Here is a 16903-nt window from a genome sequence, read left to right as displayed (position 1 = left end):
CGGCCCGGCGGCTAGATTGGTCGGTGCGATGGTTGAGCAGGCAGCCGTCCTTCTCGCGTTCTCAGGAGGATGGGCATGACTGGTGAGCAGGACTGGCAGCTCGACCGAACGGCGTTCGCGTCCGGCTCCGACGGGTCCCGGCCCGGCCTGGGGCCCTTGGCCGAGCAGTTCGCGCAGCTGACGGCCACGCTGCTCGCCGCTCCCTCGGTCAAAGACGTCCTGCAGCGGGTGCTGGACGCCGCGACGGTGATGGTCCCGGCCGCCGACGTCGCCAGCTTCACCCTGCTCGATCCCGACGGCGGCTTCCACACCCCGGCCGAAACGCACGACCTGGCCACCGACCTGGACGTGCTGCAGTACCGCTTCCGCGAAGGCCCCTGCGTCGAGGCGGCCATCCCCGGCGGCCCGGCCGTGGCCATCTGCCCGGATCTGGCCGGCGAACGCCGCTGGCCGCGGTGGGCGCCCGCCGCGGCGGACCTCGGTGTCCGGTCCGTGATCGCCACCGCCCTGCTGCCGGGCGCGCCGACCGGTGGTTCCGTCGGCGCCCTCAACGTGTACTCGAGGGTCCCCGGCGGGCTGGACAAGGCCGACCGGGACGTCCTGCTCCTGCTGGCCACCCACGCGTCGCTGGCGCTGGCCACCACCGACGCCGTCACCCGCGCCGAACTGCAGGCCGCGCACCTGCACAAGGCGATCGAGAGCCGCGACGTGATCGGGCAGGCCAAGGGCATCATCATGGCCCGCCGCGGCGTCTCGGCGGAGGACGCCTTCGACGTGCTGCGGCGCACCTCGCAGGACCTGAACGTCAAGCTGGCCGACGTGGCGTCGACGTTGGCGACGCGCCACACCGAAATCGACCTCCCGGCCCGCTGACCGACTGCCGCCGCCGATCGCCGGGCGGGTGATCGACGTTGGGCTTTCCCATGTCGGCTTCCCCGCCCGGTCCGGGAGACCACGGCATCGCGCGCGCTCGAAATCGGGCACCTCACGGAGGTCGTCACGGTCACCGGAAGCGTCGCACAGGCCCGGGCGTGGATCCTCGCCCAACCCGGCCGGCCGTGAGTCACTGACCGAAGGCGCCCGTTCGACCGCGCTACATTGAGTGCGTGAGCTCCGTCCATCCCCCGGAACTGGCCGACCTGGACCTCTACGCGGTCTGGGTTTCCGCGGCGGAGCTGACGGACCGGTTCGACCCGTTCCGGTTCGAGCACCGGATGGCGGCCTACCGGCAGCTGATCGAGGCCACGAACGCGGGCGGGCTGTTCGGCGCCGACAACCGGGACAATCCCTTGTGGGCGTGGACGTTCCAGCTCCAGTGGCAGTGCCGCACCGGGCGGCTGGGCGCCACCGCGCACGCCGACGGGGCGATCGATCCGGACTCGCCGTGGGCCTACGGCAACTACACGCTGAGCGTGGTCCCGTGGCTGGGCGCGGAGCGCGCCGGCGTGGTCGCTCCGCTCGAAATCGCCGACGCGCCCGCCACGGCCCGGTTCCGGTACGTGCGGGGCGGCGTGGTGCCGGACGAGCTGGCGCCCAGTGTCGAGCAGTGGCAGCGCTACTTCGCGATGGTCGAGGACACTCCGGCCACGACCGACTTCGAGCCGCTCCGGATCGCGCTGTGGAAGGCGCACAAGACCTGTCTCGACGTCGTGGTCACGACCATCGCGGACATCGACCCGGCCCCGTACGCCCCGCTCGAACTGACGTTCCTGCGCGGCTGGTGCCGGATGGTCGACTACCTCGGGGCGGCGGCCTGGCGGACCGACTTCGGCTTCATGACCGAGCACGGTCTCGATGTGCTGCCGGAGATACTGCTAGAGCAGCGTTCCGACATGCGCAGGCTTCCGGACAGCGTCCGGCGCAACGTCGCCAACGTGCTCCGCCTGGCCACCACCTCACCCCGCCGCCACGCGCTGAACCTGGGGCTGTGGCGGCGGATCATGCGCACCAGGGCCGCGCGGGACGAGGTGCTGACCCTGCTCGACGCGGTGTTCGACCCCCGGCGGGACAACGCCGCGGCCCGCCGGCGGGTGATCGGCCACCTCCTGCGTCCGTGACCACCCCGGACACCGACGAGCCGACGTCCGGCCGGCCGCGTGGCCGGGTCGGCGATCCCGGCTACGACCGGCCCGGACGCCCCGACGGCGAGCGTCCCCGCCCCGACGTCGGCGGCGTAACCCGCTTCCGGCGCGGGTTTCGACCGCAAGGCGTGCAGACCGTCCACATCGGACGCTGGACGTACGGCGGCTAGCTGCGGGTTTCGATGTTGACGCTGCGGGGCGAGAACGGGTCGCACGAGCCCTGCGCACTCGTCGGCGTGCTGGTCAGCGTCATCCAGTTCGAGCGGTAGTCCCAACCGGCAGGGCAGTCGAGCCACAGCCGCCACTGGCCGCCGGACCCGGGTTTGGTCGGCCGGCCCCGGCACTCGAGACGCTGCTGTGGCAGCCCATTGCCCGGGTGGCCAACCCGGCGTAGTGTTCATCATGCGGACACATCGTCTCACTATTTGAGAAACGGGGTTGGCCATGGCAGGGAAGGATGTCTACACGCACGGCCACGCCGAGGTCGTCGTCGCGAGCCACGCGGCGCGCACCGCGGCCAGTTCGGCGGCCTACCTCCTGCCCCTGCTCCGCCCGGGGCTGGACCTGCTCGACGTCGGCTGCGGTCCGGGCAGCATCACCGTCGACCTCGCCGAAGCCGTCGCGCCCGGGCGGGTGCGCGGGATCGAGATCACCGAAGCCCCGCTCCCCGCCGCCCGGGCGAACGCGGCTCGGCGTGGGGTGTCCGTCGAGTTCGCCGTCGACGACGCGTACGCGCTCTCCGATCCCGACGACAGCTACGACGTCGCCCACGCCCACCAGGTGCTCCAGCACCTGTCCGACCCCGTCGCCGCTCTCCGCGAGATGCGGCGGGTGACGCGCCCCGGCGGGGTGGTCGCCGTGCGCGACGCCGACTACGGCGCGTTCCGGTGGTGGCCAGAGGACCCCCGGCTCGACGACTGGCAGGACCTGTACCGCACCGTGGCCCGCGGCAACGACGCCGAGCCCGACGCCGGCCGCCGGCTGCTCGCGTGGGCGCACGAAGCCGGGTTCACCGAGGTCACGCCGTCCGCTTCCGTGTGGTGCTACGCAACCCCGGACGAACGCTCGACGTGGGGCGACATGTGGGCCGAGCGGATCCATTCCTCGGTCGGCAAAATGGCCCTCGAACGCGGCCTGGCCACCCAGGCCGACCTCGACGCCATCGCCCAGGCGTGGCAGAACTGGGCGGCCCACCCCGACGGCTGGCTGCTGATCCCCCACGGAGAAGTCCTCGCCCGCGCCTGACGCCGGAACCTATTCGGCCTTTTCCTCCGGAGAGCGCCGGGTGAACAGCGGGCCCGCGGTGCGGCCGGTGACGAAGATGGCCACCACGGAAACGGCGCCGGCCCCGAGCGCCACGCTCGCTTGCGTCGGCGCACCGTGGCCGATGAACTGCACGGCAACCAGCGCGAACACGACGAGCGCACCGAAGCCGAGCAGCGCCGAAGCCACCCGGAAGCCGAACCACGCCCATTCGAGCCGCCGTCGGTGCCGGTGGTGGACGACCTCCGCGTCGTGACGCTGTTGAAGCCGCGTCTCGACGAGCTTCAGCACCCGGTCCGCGCTGTCGGGCTGCTCCTTGTACAGGTCACGCACGTGCTCGAGGACTCGCATGCCCAGCCACTCGTCGACCAGCGAAGCACCGAGCGTGGTCTGTTCGGTCATGACCGGTCACCGCCCTGCCGCGCGACCGCGTCATGCTCCGAGAGGACACGAGCTCGAACGGCCGCAGTGGCTGAACGTCGAAGAATCAGCTGATCGCTCGGATCATTCTCCGGGCCTTACCCCGCTTAAATACCGACGATGTTTCGGAGGGGCCCGCGCTCGCAAAGTTTTCTTGAGTTCTCCGCGAGCTGAATTCCTGAGGCGGGCCGGCGGTCTCCACGGAGTTCTTCCCTTGGCTTCCCGACGGGCATATCGATGGCCTTCGCGACCTCGGCGTAGTTCATGCCGCCAGATGAATCAGCTGGAGCAGCCGGTGCGCACCGGAGGACAACCGGGCGAAAGCCCGGTCGATCCGGGCGTACCAAAAGGGGCCGAGCTCCTGCGTGTATCGGACCTCGGACCATGCGCTCCCGTCTCCGCCTGCAACACGGGCGACCCAGCGCAGCAGCTCGCTTCCATCGTGGATCTCGTCCAGGTTTCGCACCATCCGCAGGTACACCTGCTCCACGATCCGATCGGCGGCTTCCTTGCCGACCTCCGCGGATCGGAGCACCGCCCACAGCAAGGGCGCGGTCCGGTCGACGAGCTCGTCCCAGGCGGCCTCGTCACCGGAGCGCGCGGCGACCAGAGCGGCCGCGACCCGGTCCTGGCCGCTCTGCTCCCACCACGGAGGAGGTGACACGGACGTCCGCCCAGGCTCGTTCATACCTGTCACTGTCGTGGTTGCCCGCCCCCGCGGCTAGAGCCGGACCGGTGACGCGGGTGGCCGAGCCGTGGCGGCCCTGCGTACGATGATCAGCATCCTCCTTTGTGGACAGATTACCGAGCAACTCCTTCACCGGGATTCGACTCCCGACGCCGTGTAGCGCCAGAACGGCCGCACCAAGAAGGCGCCGCCCAGGACGAGCGCCACGCACACCAGCGCGGTTCCGGACCACGCCACCACCAGCGGCAGCGCCGAGGCCATCAGCCCCGCGCGCAAATCACCGAGACGGGGACCACCCGCGACGACGACCGTGTACACCCCCTGCAGCCGGCCACGCATCCGGTCGGGGACGGCGGTCTGCAGGATCGTCTGCCGGTACACCGCGCTGACGAAGTCGGCCGCGCCCGCGACGACGAGCAACGTCACCGCCGGCCACAAACTCGGGGCGACGCCCGCCAGGGCGACGGCCCCCGCCCAGACCGCGACCGCCACCGCGAGGGCAGCGCCTTGGCGCCGCACCCTTCCGATCCAGCCGCTGGACAGCCCGGCGAGGACCGAGCCTGCCGCGATCGACGCGTACAGCAGGCCGACTCCGCCGTGCCACCTCGTCTCCGCGGCTTGCGGGAACAACGCCGTCGGCATGGCCAGCACCATCGCGGCGATGTCGACCAGGAACGACATCAGCAGGACCCGGTGGCCGGCGAGGAAGCGCAGGCCGTCGAGGACCGATCGCAGCCCCGGACGGCCGATCGGATCCGTTCCGGGCAGCGGCGGGAGCCGGAAGGTGGCGTAGAGCGCCGCCGTGAACAGCACCGCGTCGACGCCGTAGGCGTAGCAGAACCCGTCCGGGAGGCCGAGGAGCGCTCCCGCGAGCAGGGGGCCCAGCACCTGGCCGACCGTCGAGGCGGTGAACGTGAGCGAGTTGGCCGCGGGCACCACCTCCGGCGGGACGAGGGCCGGGGTGATCGCGCCGCGCACGGCCGACGAGACGGCGAAGCCGCCGGACTGGACGGCGACGAGCCCGAGGATCAGCGGCACCGACCCGACCCCGGCCATTGCCTGGGCGAACAGCGCCAGCGTGACCGTCCAGGTGAGCCCCGAGGAGGCGAGGTACAGCCGCCGCCGGTCCACGGCGTCGGCCACCGCGCCGCCGTAGAGCCCGAACACGAGGATCGGGACGAGACCGGCCAGCCCGGCTAGACCGACGTCGAACGAAGCGTGCGAGAGGTCGTAGACCTGCACCGGAACGGCGACTTCGGTGACCACCGTCCCGATGACCGCGGCGCCTTGGCCGAAGAACGTCCGGCGGAACACCGGATGCGCCAGCGGTCGGGTGTCCATCGCGATGCGGCGCAGCCGGTGGGTCGTCATGCGCTCACCGTCGCAGGAGCCACCCGTGTCGAACTTCCGATAAACTGTCTTCTTGTGTCGGAAAACCGCCACCGGCACGCGGCCGGGCACGTCATCGAGCGCCACCGCCACGACGAGCACCAGCTGGTGTACGTCCACCGAGGGGTGCTCGCGGTCCGCACCGACCACGGCACGTGGGTCGCCTGCGCCGACCGTGCCGTCTGGATGCCGGCCGGCACCTGGCACGAGCACCGCGTCTACGGCGATTCCGAGGTGCTCACCCTGATGTTCGCCACCGGCGACGCGCCCTTGGACGGCACGGCGCCCGCGGTCATCGGCGTCAGCGCGCTGCTGCGCGAACTGCTCGTCGCCACCACCGAACCCGGTCTCGGCGACGCCGAAGCCGCCCGGATCCACGCCGTGCTGCGTGACCGGCTCCGCCGGGCCCACGGCCGGCCGCTGACCCTGCCCGAGGCCCGCGACCCGCGGCTGGCCCACGCGTGCCGGCTCGTCACCGACGACCTCAGCCGGCCCCGCACGACGGCGTGGCTGGCCCAGCGCACCAGCACCAGCGAGCGCACGCTGTCCCGGCTGTTCCGCCTCGAGTTCGGCACCACCTACCCCCAGTGGCGCACGACGACCCGCGTGTTCCACGCGATGATCCACCTCGCGGAGGGCGCCACCGTCACCCAGACCGCACACCGGTGCGGCTGGGCCACCCCGAGCGCGTTCGTCGAAACGTTCACCCACGTCATGGGCCGGACACCGGGCAGCTACCGGGCCCGGTGAGCCGGGATCGTGCGGGCTCGCGGCGTGGGAGAGCCATGGACTCTCCCCCGGGGAGAGAGTCCAGAATGGAGGCGTGCTGAGCATCGGGGAGTTTTCGCGGCTGACCCAGTTGAGCGTGCGCACCCTGCGCCGCTACCACGAGGCGGCCCTGCTGGAGCCCGCCGTAGTGGACCAGACCACCGGTTACCGCTACTACGGCGTCGACCAGATCCCGGCCGCGCAGGTCATCCACCGGCTCCGCGAACTCGACGTCCCCCTGAGCGACGTGCAGCGCATCCTGCGGACCCCCGACCCCGAGGTCCGGGCGGCCCTGGTCGCGGACCACCTGCAACGCCTCGAAGACGTGCTCGACCGCACCCGCGCCGCGGTCGTTTCGCTGCGGCGCCTGCTCCGGCCCGATCCCGCGCCGATCGACGTCGAGTTGCGCGCGGAGCCCGCCCGGACGGTCGCGGCGGTGGAGGCCGTGGTCGGCCACCGCGACGTCGCGGCCTGGTTCGCCGGCGCGATGGCCGAACTGGAGGCGGCCGTCGGCGCCACCGCGACCGGACCACCGGGCGGCTGCTACGACAACGCGCTGTTCGAACAGGAACGCGGGCACGCGCTCGTCTACCTGCCGACCGCCGAGCCACCCAGCACCGGCCGCGTGCACCCGGTGGTGCTTCCGGCCGCGGAACTGGCCGTCACCACCCACATCGGCGAGCACGACGGCGTCGAGGTCACCTACGGCGAACTGGGGACGTGGGTGGTGGAGAACGCGATGTCGGTGGCCGGGCCGGTGCGGGAGGTCTACCGCGTCGGCCCTCGCGACGTGAGCGATCCCGCTGCGTGGCGCACCGAGATCGGCTGGCCGGTCTTCCGGGTCACCTGAGGCGGTCAGCGCTGCCGCGCGGATCCGTCACGGGCCGTTGAACGTGCGTTCCCGCGTCCGGCCGTCGGCGCTGTCGCCGAAGAGGCGGGCGTCCTGGCCCGGCGCGTGATCCGCGGCCGCCGGGGCCGGAGCCGCCTGCAGTTGTTCCGTGCGCAGGCGTGGCAACGCGTACGGGTGCGCCCGGCGCACCCACTGCACGAGCTGCTCGCGGACCAGGCAGCGCAGGTCGAACAGCGTCGGCGCGTCGGCCGCGCTCACCAGCGCGCGCACGCGGATCAGGGTGTTCACCGCGTCGGTCACCTGCAGCACGCTGACCCGGCCGTCCCAGAGGTCGGTGTCGGCGAGGATCCGGCGCAGCTCCTCGCGCATCTCCTCCACCGGGACCGACCAGTCCAGGTCCAGCTCCACCGTGCCGAGGAGCGCGGCTTCGCGGCGGGTCCAGTTTTCGAACGGCTGGGACATGAAGTACGAGGTGGGCATCACGAGCCGGCGGTCGTCCCACAGGTGGATCACCAGGTACGTCAACGTGATGTCCTCGATGCGGCCCCACTCGTTCTCCACTATCACCACGTCGTCGAGCCGGATCGCGTCGCTGAACGCGATCTGGATGCCGGCGAACACGTTGCCGAGCAGGGACTGCGCGGCCAGCGCCGCCACCGCACCCACCACGCCGGCCGAGGCGAGCAGGCTGGTGCCGGCGGCGCGCGCCGCCGGGAAGGTCATCAGCATCGCGCCGAACGCGAGCAGCGCGACGCCGGCCACGGTGATCCGGCGGACCAGGGTGACCTGCGTCTGCAACCGGCGGGCGTGCCGGTTGTCCGGGACGTCGACCCGCAGCCTCGACAAGGCGGCCCGTTCGATGGACGTTAGGACGCCGGCGACCAGCCACCCGCCGACCCCGATCAACGCCAGCCCGAGCCCGTGGCTCACCGGCCCCCGCCAGGGCCCGTCCGGGAGGCCGAAGGTGCACGCGCTGCGCACCGCGACCACGGCGGCGAACCAGAGGAACGGCCGGTGGGCGTGCACCGTCAGCTCGGCCAAGACCGCGGAACGCCGTCCCAGCCGCCGAATCAGCCGCCGGAAGAGGTGCTCGGCGATGAGGAACAGCCCGAACGCCGACGCCGCGACGACCACCGCGGACACCAGCCGACCCCATCCGTCGGACACACCTCTCCCTTCGTTGCTCGTCCCGGGGCGGATACCCACAGCCGTCGCGGGCCGACACAGTGGGCGTCCTCACAGCCGCGAAGGGGGCTGCCAGCCGCGGGTGAGGATGTCGAAGACCGCCTCGACGGCGGCCCGGCGGTCCTGCTTGCCGCGCGCCAGCGACGGGATGTCCAGGACGAACCGGGCCAGTGCGACGCAGTTCAGGTCGTCGTGCGCGACGCCGAACTCGTCGGCGATGGCCGCGCCGAGGCTGTCGGCGTGCCGGGTCCACATGCTTTCGCTGTACGCGCGCAGCGCCGGCGTGGAATCGATCAACGCGCTGTACGCCGCCATCTGCGGGTGCGCCGCGATCGGCAGCCAGGTGTCCAGGACGTGCTGCCGGAGGGCGTCGACCACGCTCAGGCCGGCGGCGCGCTCCCGCACCGCCGCCACGAGTCCCGCCTCACGGTCGCGGTCCTGGTCGAACGCCAGCGCCTCCTTGCTGGGGAAGTGCTTGAACAGCGTGGTCGTCGACACGTCGGCGGCGTCGGCGATCTCGCGGATGCCGACCTGGTCGTAGCCGCGCTCGAGGAACAGCCGCAACGCGGCATCGGCGATCGCCTGACGGGTGGCCGCCTTCTTGCGTTCTCGGCGGCCCACGGGGGCCTCGGTCATGGCGTGAGCATAGCCGAAGGTGGCACCGAGCACTAAGTGGAACGGTTGCACTTTTGAAGTCGTTCTGCTTTTCTGGTGCGGCCAGCCCACCGCACCGAAGGGACAAGACCATGACCTCGCCCAGCACCGCCCGGATCAGCATCATCGGCGCCGGCCCCGGCGGCCTCACCTGCGCCCGCATCCTCCAGCGGCACGGCATCGCGGTCACCGTGTACGACCGCGATCCGCACCGCGACGCCCGCAATCAGGGCGGCACCCTCGACCTGCACGCCGACGACGGCCAGCTCGCCCTGCGCGAAGCCGGACTGCTCGACGAGTTCTTCGCGCTCGCCCGCCCGGAAGGCCAGGAGATGCGCGAGCTGAACCCCGCCGGCGAGCTCCTGACCCACCACGTGGCCGCCCCGGACGAGTTGTTCAAGCCCGAAATCGACCGCGGGCAGCTGCGCACCCTGCTGCTCGACTCGCTCCAGCCGGGCACCGTCCGCTGGGGCCATTCCCTGCACCGGGTGAGCGGACCCGCCGACGGCCCCCGGACCCTGCACTTCGCCGACGGCACGACCGTCGAGACCGACCTCGTCATCGGCGCCGACGGCGCCTCCTCGCGGGTCCGCCCGATCCTGTCGCCCGCCGTCCCGCAGTACACCGGCGTGCACTTCCTGGAGGCGTGGTTCGACGACGTGGAGACCCGCCACGCCGCACTGTCCGAACTGGTCGGCCAGGGCGGCGCCCACGCGGCCGACGGGGAACGCGCCTTGTTCGCCCAGCGCAACAGCGGCGGCCACCTCCGCGTTTACGTCATCCGGAAACGCCCGGCGGACTGGCTCACCGCCGCCGGACTGTCCACAGAGGACACGGCGGGTATCCGGGCCCGCCTGCTCGCGGAGTTCGCCGCCTGGTCACCGCGGATGCGGCAGCTGATCGCCGACAACGACGGCCCCTACGTCGACCGGCCGATCTTCGCCCTGCCGGTCCCCCACACCTGGGCGCACCACCCGACGGCCACCCTGCTCGGCGACGCCGCCCACCTGATGCCCCCGCTGGGCGTCGGCGTCAACCTGGCCATGCTCGACGCCAGCGACCTCGCCCTCGCGCTCGCCCGGTCGGCCACCGTCGACGAGGCGATCCGCGCCTACGAGAACACCATGCTCCCCCGCGCCACCGACATCGCCAAGATGCTCGAAGGCCGCGCCGAAGACCTGCTGTCCACCGACGTTCCCGACTTCGGCGACGACGACACCCGGCCCTGAGCGCCGCGTCAGGCGAGCCCTGCGACGAACTCCAGCGTGCGCCGCCGCTCCTCGTCGGTGCCGACCGGGCTGACCAGCAGGTCGGTGACGCCCGCCTCGCCGAACCCGCGGACCGTGGCGGCCACGAGGTCCTCGTCACCGGCCGTCACGGTCTCCTCGAGCCCGCTCTTCCCCTGCTGCCGCAGCAGCCGCCGGTAGCTCGCGAACTCCCCCGCCGCGCCGAACCGGGCGCGGATGTCGTCCCGGACGCGGTCCGGCACCGCCGTCACCGACAGCATGGCCGCCGCGACCACGCGCGGAGCCGGCCGCCCGGCACGGCTCGCGGCGTCGGTGATCTTCGGGACCACCTGCTCGCCCAGCACTTCCGGCCCGGCCCACACGGTCACCGTGCCGTCGGCGAGCTCGCCCGCGATGCCGAGCATCACCGGGCCGAGCGCGGACACGAGCACCGACGGCGGCTCGGCTCCGGGCACCTCGACCGTCCCCGACACCGAGAGCGTCTCCCCGCGGAACTCGACGGTTTCCCCGCGCAGCAACGGAACCAGGGCTTGCAGGTACTCGCGGACGTGCCGCGCCGGCCGGTCGAAGGACAGCCCGTACACCCCTTCGACGACCTCGCGGTGGCTCGGGCCGACGCCCAGCGTCAGCCGTCCGCCGGTGGCGGCCTGCACGGTCAGGGCTTGGCCGGCCAGCGCCAGCGGGTGCTGGGCGTAGGTCCGCACGACGGCCGTGCCCAGCCCGATCCGCGGGACCCGCTGCCCGGCGAGTGCCGCGACGGTCAGCGCGTCCCACGCCGTCAGCTGCGGGAGGAACGCGCTGGCCAGCCCCAGTTTCTCCGCCTCCGCGATGTCGCCGACGATCCCGTCGAGTCCCGTCTGCCCCGTCCCGTACAGCCCGATCCGCATGCCGCCTCCAAACGGAATTTCAGATTCACCTTCTGGCCCGAACGTAGCATAAGATGAACCTGGGATTCCGCTTCGAGAGAGGAGGCCGCCATGCGGGCCGACGCGGTGCGCAACCGCGAGCGGATCGTCACCCAAGCGGTGCGGCTGTTCGCCGAACGCGGCCCCGACGTCCCGATGTGCGAGATCGCCGACGCGGCCGGGCTGGGCGTCGGAACCCTGTACCGCCACTTCCCCGACCGCCGATCACTCGCACTCGACATCGGCCTCGGCGCGTTGCGCAACCTCGCGGACTTCGCCAGGGCGACCCGCGAAGACTCGGCGTGGGCCGAGCTCGTGACGATCATCCGGCACTGCGCGACACTCCCGCTGGCGCTCGCGAAGTCGCTGGCCGAGCTGCTGCCCGAGGAGGAGGCGCAAGCCGAGCTGGAGCAGACGGTCGACAGCCTGCTGGCCGACGTCATCGTGCGGGCCCAGGGAGAAGGAACCCTGCGCGCGGACATCCCGGTTGCCGAGGTGCAGCGCCTGCTGAGCACGATCATCTGCCGCCCGGGCGCCCGCCCCGACGACTACCTGACCGTCGTCATGCTGGACGGCCTCCGAGCCCGGCCCGGGTCCGGCTGACGGTCCGTGAGCGGGGTTGCGTCAGGCGAGCTTTCGTCTCAGCCCAAGACCGGGCTCCACAGCGACACCGGGCGGTTGGCATGGATCTCGCGGTCTGTGAAGGCTTGTTGCTCCCCCCACACGCCGTCGCGGAGTCGAGACCACCAGATCCACGTGTCATCGCCGGCGCCTTTCCACGCCATGACGAGATCGCTGGTTCCCAAGGCGGCCAAGGCCGGTCCGGCCGATGTCAGGCGATCAGTGAGCGTGTAGGGCCCGAACCAGGAACCTCCGTCGACCGACCACGTCCAGGAGATGTGGTCGTTCTCGACGTTGCGCCAGGCCGCGTAGATCGCGTTTCCGTCGGACACCAATGCGGGTGTCGCGCCGGGAGCAGCGGAAGGGATCACTCCGATCCGCTCCTCCCACACGTAGCCGAACTTCGGATTTTTGGCGAGTTTCATCCATGAAGCGCGGTAGGCGACGTCCCTGGTGACTACGTCGTGCGTGACGTCTTGCCAAGCGATGTAAAGTGCGTCTTCGCGGGTGCTCCAAGCGGCCGCGACGCCGTCCGCCGCGAACGCCATGGTTTCGTAGGAATAGATGGTGGGGTTGCCGGGGAACACCCACTCGCCGTCGATGAACTCCTGCCACACGACATCGCCGAATTCGCTTCTGTGGCGGGGGCTGCCGCCTGCCCCGGTGTCCGTGTTGCGCCAGAAGATGAAGGTGCGCTCGCGGAAGCAGACGACCGTCGGCGAATTCTGGGTCTGCATGGCCGTCCTGATCTGCGGCCCCCACGTGTTCCTGGCGGCGTCCCACCGGGAGTACCAGATGAAGTCGTCGGCACTGCCTTTCCACGCCATGAGCTCGGGTGACCTGACGCCGCAGATCGACGGCGTCGTAGTGCTGTTCGCCGCGTCGTCGACGATCAGCCCGTACGGGGCCGCCCACCTCGGCGTGCCCCCCATCGCCTCGGTATTGGGCGACCAGTAGAGCCGATCGCCACCCGGCTCCTGCCGAGACCAGACCATCGCCGGGGCCCTCGTTCGCATGACCGTGGGCGTGGACACCTGCTGCCGTGGTTCATCGGACATCGTCACACCGCCGCTCCCAGCTCGACTGCCCGGTTAGTCGCCCACGGCTCGAGCTGCGTTTCACCTCTGCCTCGCAGGGGACACAGGTCCGCAGAGCTGCGGCGGAAGGTCGTGCCGGCCGGCCTCCCCTCCGGATGCAGACGGCGCGCAGCCGACACACCACAGCCGATTCCCCCGGCCCCCGGTACCCTCAGTCACTGGCCGCCGGATCGGGTCGTCGACCGGTATTCCTTTCGTGGAAAGTCGAACCCATGAGCACAGACCTGCCGGAGATCCTCGGCGAGCTGCCGGTCGTGGTGTGGGCGGCCGAGGCCGGCAGCGGGGTGTACTCGTTCGTCTCCGCAGGTTGCCAGTCCCTGCTCGGGTACCCGCCCGCCGCCTGGCTGGCCGATCCCGGCTTCACGACGACCGTCGTCCACCCCGATGACCGCGACCACTACGCGCGGACGCGGGCGGAGCGGTGGGCCCGTGGCGGCGACTACGAACTCACCTACCGCGCCACCGCCGCGGACGGCCGGGTGGTCCGGCTGCAGGAACTCGGCCGGGTCCGGCCCGGCGGCACGGTCCACGGCGTCCTGGCCGACGTCTCCGAACGGCGCTCCGAGACCGGGCGGCAGCGGTTCCTCGCCGAGTTCGAGCGCGGGTTGCAGGAGTTCGACGACGCCGAGCAGATCATGGTCCACGCCGCGCAGAGCCTCGGCGAGTACCTCCGAGCCGACCGCTGCGCCTACGCCGAGGCCGAAGAGGACCAGGACCACTTCCTGATGAGCGGCGACCACGCCACCGGCCTGCCGCCGCTGCCCGGCCGGTTCGCCATGTCCGCGTTCGGCGACGGCTGCGTGACCGCGATGCGCGCCGGCCAGTCCTGGGTCGTCCACGACAGCCGGGCCGACGACCGGCTCGCCCCGGCCGACCTGCACGCCTACCGCGTCACCGGGATCCGTGCGGTGATCTGCGTGCCGCTGCTGCGCGGCGGGCGGTTCGCCGCCGCGATGGCCGTCCACCAGGCCACCGTCCGGCACTGGACCACCGAGGAAATCGAGCTGGTCGAGCTCGTCGTCAGCCGGTGCTGGGAGTCCATCCAGCGCACCCACGCCCTGCGGGCCCTGCGCGACAGCGAGCAGCGTCACCGGCTGCTGGTCGAACGCGCGACCGACGCGATCTGGGTGCTCGACCGCGACCTGCGGTTCGTCGAAATCAACCCGGCGGCCTGCGAGCTGCTCGGCTACACCCGCGAACAGCTCATCGGCACCCCGATCACCACGCTGCTCGACGACGACGGCGACCACCGCTGGCGGCAGGTGATCGCCGACCCCGGCACCGTCCTGGAAGTCAGCGAAATCCACCAGGTCCGCCGCGCCGACGGCACCGAAATAGCCCTCGAACTCAGCATCCAGGCCACGCCCTCGGGCGTGCAGGCCATCGGCCGCGACGTCACCGAGCGCCGCCGCCGCGAAGCCGAACGCGACCTGCTCCTGCAGCGCGAGCACGAGATCGCCGAGACGCTGCAGCGCAGCCTCCTGCCCCGCGACCTGCCCGAACTCCCCCGCCTGGCCGCGGCCGCCCGGTACCGGCCCGCGACCGGCCACGCCCAGACCGGCGGCGACTGGTACGAACTGATCTCCCTCGGCGGCTCCCGGGTGGCGCTGTCGGTCGGCGACGTCGTCGGCAAGGGCCCGCAGGCCGCCGCGGTCATGGGGCAGCTGCGGACCGCGCTGGCCGGCAGCCTGCTCGACGGGCACGGCCCCGCGGCCGCACTCGACCGGCTCGACGCCTTCGCCGCCCGGACCGACGGTGCGGCCGGCACCACCTGCGCGTGCCTCACCCTCGACCGGGACACCGGCGAGCTGACCTGGGCCTCCGCCGGCCACCTGCCACCGGTCGTGGTCGAAAGCGGAACCCCGCGGTTGCTGACCGCCGGCGGGAGCGTCCTCGGCACCCCGGACCCCGCACGGCACGAGGAGCGGACGGCCACTCTCTCCCCCGGTGCCTCGGTGCTCCTCTACACCGACGGTCTCGTCGAACGCCGCGACGAGCCGATCGACGACGGCCTGCGGCGGCTGTGCGAAGCCGCGGCTCAGGCTCACGCCCTGTCCCCGGACCACCAGGTCGCCGCGATCACCGACGCCCTGCTGAGCGCCGGCCAGGACGACGACGTCGCGGTCCTCGCGGTCCGGTTCCTGCCGCCTCCGCTGCACCGGCGCGCGACCGCCGACATCGGCCTGCTGCGCACGGTCCGCGACGACCTCGCCCGCTGGTCGGCCGAGGCGGGGTTGTCCCGCGAGCTGCACGAAGACCTGAACCTGGCGCTCGGGGAAGCCATCGCGAACTCCGTCGAGCACGCTTTTCCCGGCGCACACGGCGAAGCGGGCTACACCGTGACGCGGACGGCGGACGGCAAGCTCGACGTCGTCGTCCACGACAACGGCCGGTGGCGCCCCGAACCCGCCGACAACAGCCACCGCGGCCGGGGAATCGCCATCATCACCGCCCTGTCCGAGCGGTTCGATCTCGACCACGACGACCACGGCACCACGGTCAGCTTCACCATCGCCGCCGAGCCCGGCCCCGCGTCCCCACCCGCGCCGGCCGCCGCCACGCGCGCGGCATCCGGCCGCCCTGTCCGCGGACGACGCCACCCCCGGACGCTTGATCCTGCACGTGTCCGGCGACGTCGACCTCACCACGATCGGCGACCTCCGGCCCGCCGTCCTGCACCACCTCGAGTCCACCAGGGCAACCGACGTCGTGCTCGACCTCGCCGAGGTGACGTACCTCAGCAGCTGCGGCGTCGCGCTGCTGCTGGACTCCGCTGCGGTGGCGAAACAGCGCGGGATTTCCCTGGAGGTCCACTCGCGCGCCGGCTCGCCTCCGCGCCGGATCCTCGAGCTGGCCGGCCTGGCGGGGATGATCGCCGCGCCGGCCGTGCAGGCCACCGAGGCCGAATGACCCCGTGCCGGCCGGTCACGCCTGCGTCGATGTTCCTTAGGTGATTCCAAAGTCGGGTGAAAGTCCCGCTGAAGTGCCGTTGGTGTGGTGGGGGCAGCACCGGATGGGACCGGTGCCCGGCATCGAGCGAGGACACATGGGGATTCGAACCAGACTGGCCGCCGCCGCCGTCGTGGCCGGCCTGACGGCCGTGACCGGCGCGGCCGCCGCCTCGGCAGCGGCTCCGGCGGCTCCGTCGTCGGCGCAGCCCGACCACAAGAAGGACGGTGGCAAGAAGGACGAAGGCAGGACGAACGACGAGCAGCTCGCCAAGGTCGCCGCGAGCCTGCACGTGACGGTCAAGCAGCTGACCACCGCCTTGGACAACCTGAAACGCGCGGTGGGCAACGGACCCGGCAAGGCCACGGCCATCGCCGCGTTCGCCGGAGAACTGGGGATCACGGTCGCCCGTGCGGAGAAGGTGCTGGCGGCACTGTCCGGCAAACCCGGCCCCGGCAAACCCGTTCCCGGCAAGGAGGCGGGCGTTCCGGCCGAGGCGGTCAAGCTGCTGGCCGCCGAGCTGAAGATCGGCGAGGACCGGGCCCGGCAGGTGTTCAAGGACCTCGACAAGGTCGGCGGCAAGGGCGGCGACGTCACGAAGGAGCCGGCGTTCATCGCCATCGCCAAGGGCCTGGGGATCACCCCGCAGCGGCTGCTGGACGTGCTGCGCAAGGTCAAGGAGGAGTTCGCCGAGAAGGAGGGCGGCAAGCCCGAGAATGGGGCGCCGAGCGGGAAGTGATCCTCTCCGCCGGGGTGTCCGGGCCGGCCGACGGCCGGTCCGGGCAC

18 protein-coding genes and 1 pseudogene are annotated in these 16903 nt (G+C 72.0%); 12 read left to right on the top strand and 7 right to left on the bottom strand.

Annotated elements, in window-relative coordinates; translation table 11 throughout:
* The first annotated feature begins 75 nt into the window (after positions 1-75).
* The 4 genes from HUT10_RS46490 to HUT10_RS46475 all read left to right on the top strand — a co-directional run bounded on the left by HUT10_RS46490 (position 76) and on the right by HUT10_RS46475 (position 3326).
* Positions 76-873 (top strand): GAF and ANTAR domain-containing protein, encoded by a 798-nt coding sequence (locus tag HUT10_RS46490; protein WP_176177043.1) that lies wholly within the window; start codon positions 76-78, stop codon positions 871-873.
* 233 nt (positions 874-1106) lie between these two features.
* Entirely contained in the window at positions 1107-2057 is a 951-nt protein-coding gene (locus HUT10_RS46485; RefSeq protein ID WP_176177042.1) for a Leg1-related protein, read from the top strand.
* Complete coding sequence (locus HUT10_RS46480; RefSeq protein WP_176177041.1) at positions 2054-2251, top strand: hypothetical protein; 198 nt, start codon at positions 2054-2056, stop codon at positions 2249-2251. Before HUT10_RS46485 ends, HUT10_RS46480 begins: the two co-directional genes overlap by 4 nt.
* A 274-nt stretch (positions 2252-2525) precedes the next feature.
* Positions 2526-3326: a methyltransferase domain-containing protein gene (locus HUT10_RS46475; protein ID WP_176177040.1), complete on the top strand. Its 801-nt coding sequence runs from the start codon at positions 2526-2528 to the stop codon at positions 3324-3326.
* 9 nt (positions 3327-3335) lie between these two features.
* On the opposite strand, the gene HUT10_RS46470 is transcribed toward HUT10_RS46475, so the two are convergent.
* The 3 genes from HUT10_RS46470 to HUT10_RS46460 form a co-directional block, all read right to left on the bottom strand.
* Positions 3336-3746, bottom strand: a complete 411-nt coding sequence (locus HUT10_RS46470; RefSeq protein ID WP_176177039.1) for a hypothetical protein — start codon at positions 3744-3746, stop codon at positions 3336-3338.
* Positions 3747-4026: 280 nt separating this feature from the next.
* Positions 4027-4452: an RNA polymerase sigma factor gene (locus HUT10_RS46465; protein WP_176177038.1), complete on the bottom strand. Its 426-nt coding sequence runs from the start codon at positions 4450-4452 to the stop codon at positions 4027-4029.
* 129 nt (positions 4453-4581) lie between these two features.
* Positions 4582-5823 carry an MFS transporter gene (locus HUT10_RS46460; protein ID WP_176177037.1) on the bottom strand — a complete coding sequence of 414 codons (1242 nt, stop codon included), beginning with the start codon at positions 5821-5823 and terminating at the stop codon, positions 4582-4584.
* 54 nt (positions 5824-5877) lie between these two features.
* Between HUT10_RS46460 and HUT10_RS46455 the strand changes: the two genes are divergently transcribed.
* On the top strand, positions 5878-6591 hold the full coding sequence (locus HUT10_RS46455) for a helix-turn-helix domain-containing protein (protein WP_254897339.1): 714 nt from the start codon (positions 5878-5880) through the stop codon (positions 6589-6591).
* 73 nt (positions 6592-6664) lie between these two features.
* Positions 6665-7459, top strand: a complete 795-nt coding sequence (locus HUT10_RS46450; RefSeq protein ID WP_176177035.1) for a MerR family transcriptional regulator — start codon at positions 6665-6667, stop codon at positions 7457-7459.
* A gap of 27 nt (positions 7460-7486) precedes the next feature.
* Here the strand turns inward: HUT10_RS46450 and HUT10_RS46445 are convergent, their stop codons facing one another.
* A complete protein-coding gene (locus HUT10_RS46445; RefSeq protein ID WP_176177034.1) occupies positions 7487-8626 on the bottom strand; it encodes a mechanosensitive ion channel family protein in 1140 nt (379 codons plus the stop codon).
* 69 nt (positions 8627-8695) lie between these two features.
* Complete coding sequence (locus tag HUT10_RS46440) at positions 8696-9280, bottom strand: TetR/AcrR family transcriptional regulator (RefSeq protein WP_176177033.1); 585 nt, start codon at positions 9278-9280, stop codon at positions 8696-8698.
* Between the two features lie 110 nt (positions 9281-9390).
* On the opposite strand from HUT10_RS46440, the gene HUT10_RS46435 reads away from it, so the two are divergent.
* On the top strand, positions 9391-10527 hold the full coding sequence (locus HUT10_RS46435; RefSeq protein ID WP_176177032.1) for an NAD(P)/FAD-dependent oxidoreductase: 1137 nt from the start codon (positions 9391-9393) through the stop codon (positions 10525-10527).
* 8 nt (positions 10528-10535) lie between these two features.
* On the opposite strand, the gene HUT10_RS46430 is transcribed toward HUT10_RS46435, so the two are convergent.
* The gene (locus tag HUT10_RS46430; RefSeq protein ID WP_176177031.1) at positions 10536-11432 is read right to left on the bottom strand and encodes a TIGR03564 family F420-dependent LLM class oxidoreductase; all 897 of its coding nucleotides are present in this window, start codon (positions 11430-11432) and stop codon (positions 10536-10538) included.
* Between the two features lie 90 nt (positions 11433-11522).
* Here HUT10_RS46430 and HUT10_RS46425 point away from each other — a divergent pair, with 90 nt between their 5' ends.
* Entirely contained in the window at positions 11523-12053 is a 531-nt protein-coding gene (locus HUT10_RS46425; protein WP_176177030.1) for a TetR/AcrR family transcriptional regulator, read from the top strand.
* A 38-nt stretch (positions 12054-12091) separates the two neighbouring features.
* On the opposite strand, the gene HUT10_RS46420 is transcribed toward HUT10_RS46425, so the two are convergent.
* On the bottom strand, positions 12092-12808 hold the full coding sequence (locus HUT10_RS46420) for a hypothetical protein (protein ID WP_176177029.1): 717 nt from the start codon (positions 12806-12808) through the stop codon (positions 12092-12094).
* Between HUT10_RS46420 and HUT10_RS46415 the strand changes: the two genes are divergently transcribed.
* The 4 genes and pseudogenes from HUT10_RS46415 to HUT10_RS46405 all read left to right on the top strand — a co-directional run bounded on the left by HUT10_RS46415 (position 12807) and on the right by HUT10_RS46405 (position 16856).
* Complete coding sequence (locus HUT10_RS46415; protein ID WP_176177028.1) at positions 12807-13028, top strand: hypothetical protein; 222 nt, start codon at positions 12807-12809, stop codon at positions 13026-13028. The two genes, HUT10_RS46420 and HUT10_RS46415, sit on opposite strands and share 2 nt — an antisense overlap.
* Before the next feature lie 235 nt (positions 13029-13263).
* A pseudogene (locus tag HUT10_RS46410) lies at positions 13264-15618 on the top strand (SpoIIE family protein phosphatase); the annotation flags it as partial.
* A 172-nt stretch (positions 15619-15790) separates the two neighbouring features.
* Positions 15791-16078 carry an STAS domain-containing protein gene (locus HUT10_RS51590; protein WP_254897530.1) on the top strand — a complete coding sequence of 96 codons (288 nt, stop codon included), beginning with the start codon at positions 15791-15793 and terminating at the stop codon, positions 16076-16078.
* Between the two features lie 136 nt (positions 16079-16214).
* Positions 16215-16856 carry a hypothetical protein gene (locus HUT10_RS46405; RefSeq protein WP_176177027.1) on the top strand — a complete coding sequence of 214 codons (642 nt, stop codon included), beginning with the start codon at positions 16215-16217 and terminating at the stop codon, positions 16854-16856.
* The last annotated feature ends 47 nt before the right edge of the window (positions 16857-16903 follow it).

This window comes from Amycolatopsis sp. Hca4 (genome assembly GCF_013364075.1).
In the GTDB taxonomy this organism is placed as follows: Bacteria; Actinomycetota; Actinomycetes; order Mycobacteriales; family Pseudonocardiaceae; genus Amycolatopsis.
The sequence above is the reverse complement of the archived record's forward strand: the minus strand, read 5'-3'. Positions and strand labels throughout refer to the sequence as shown.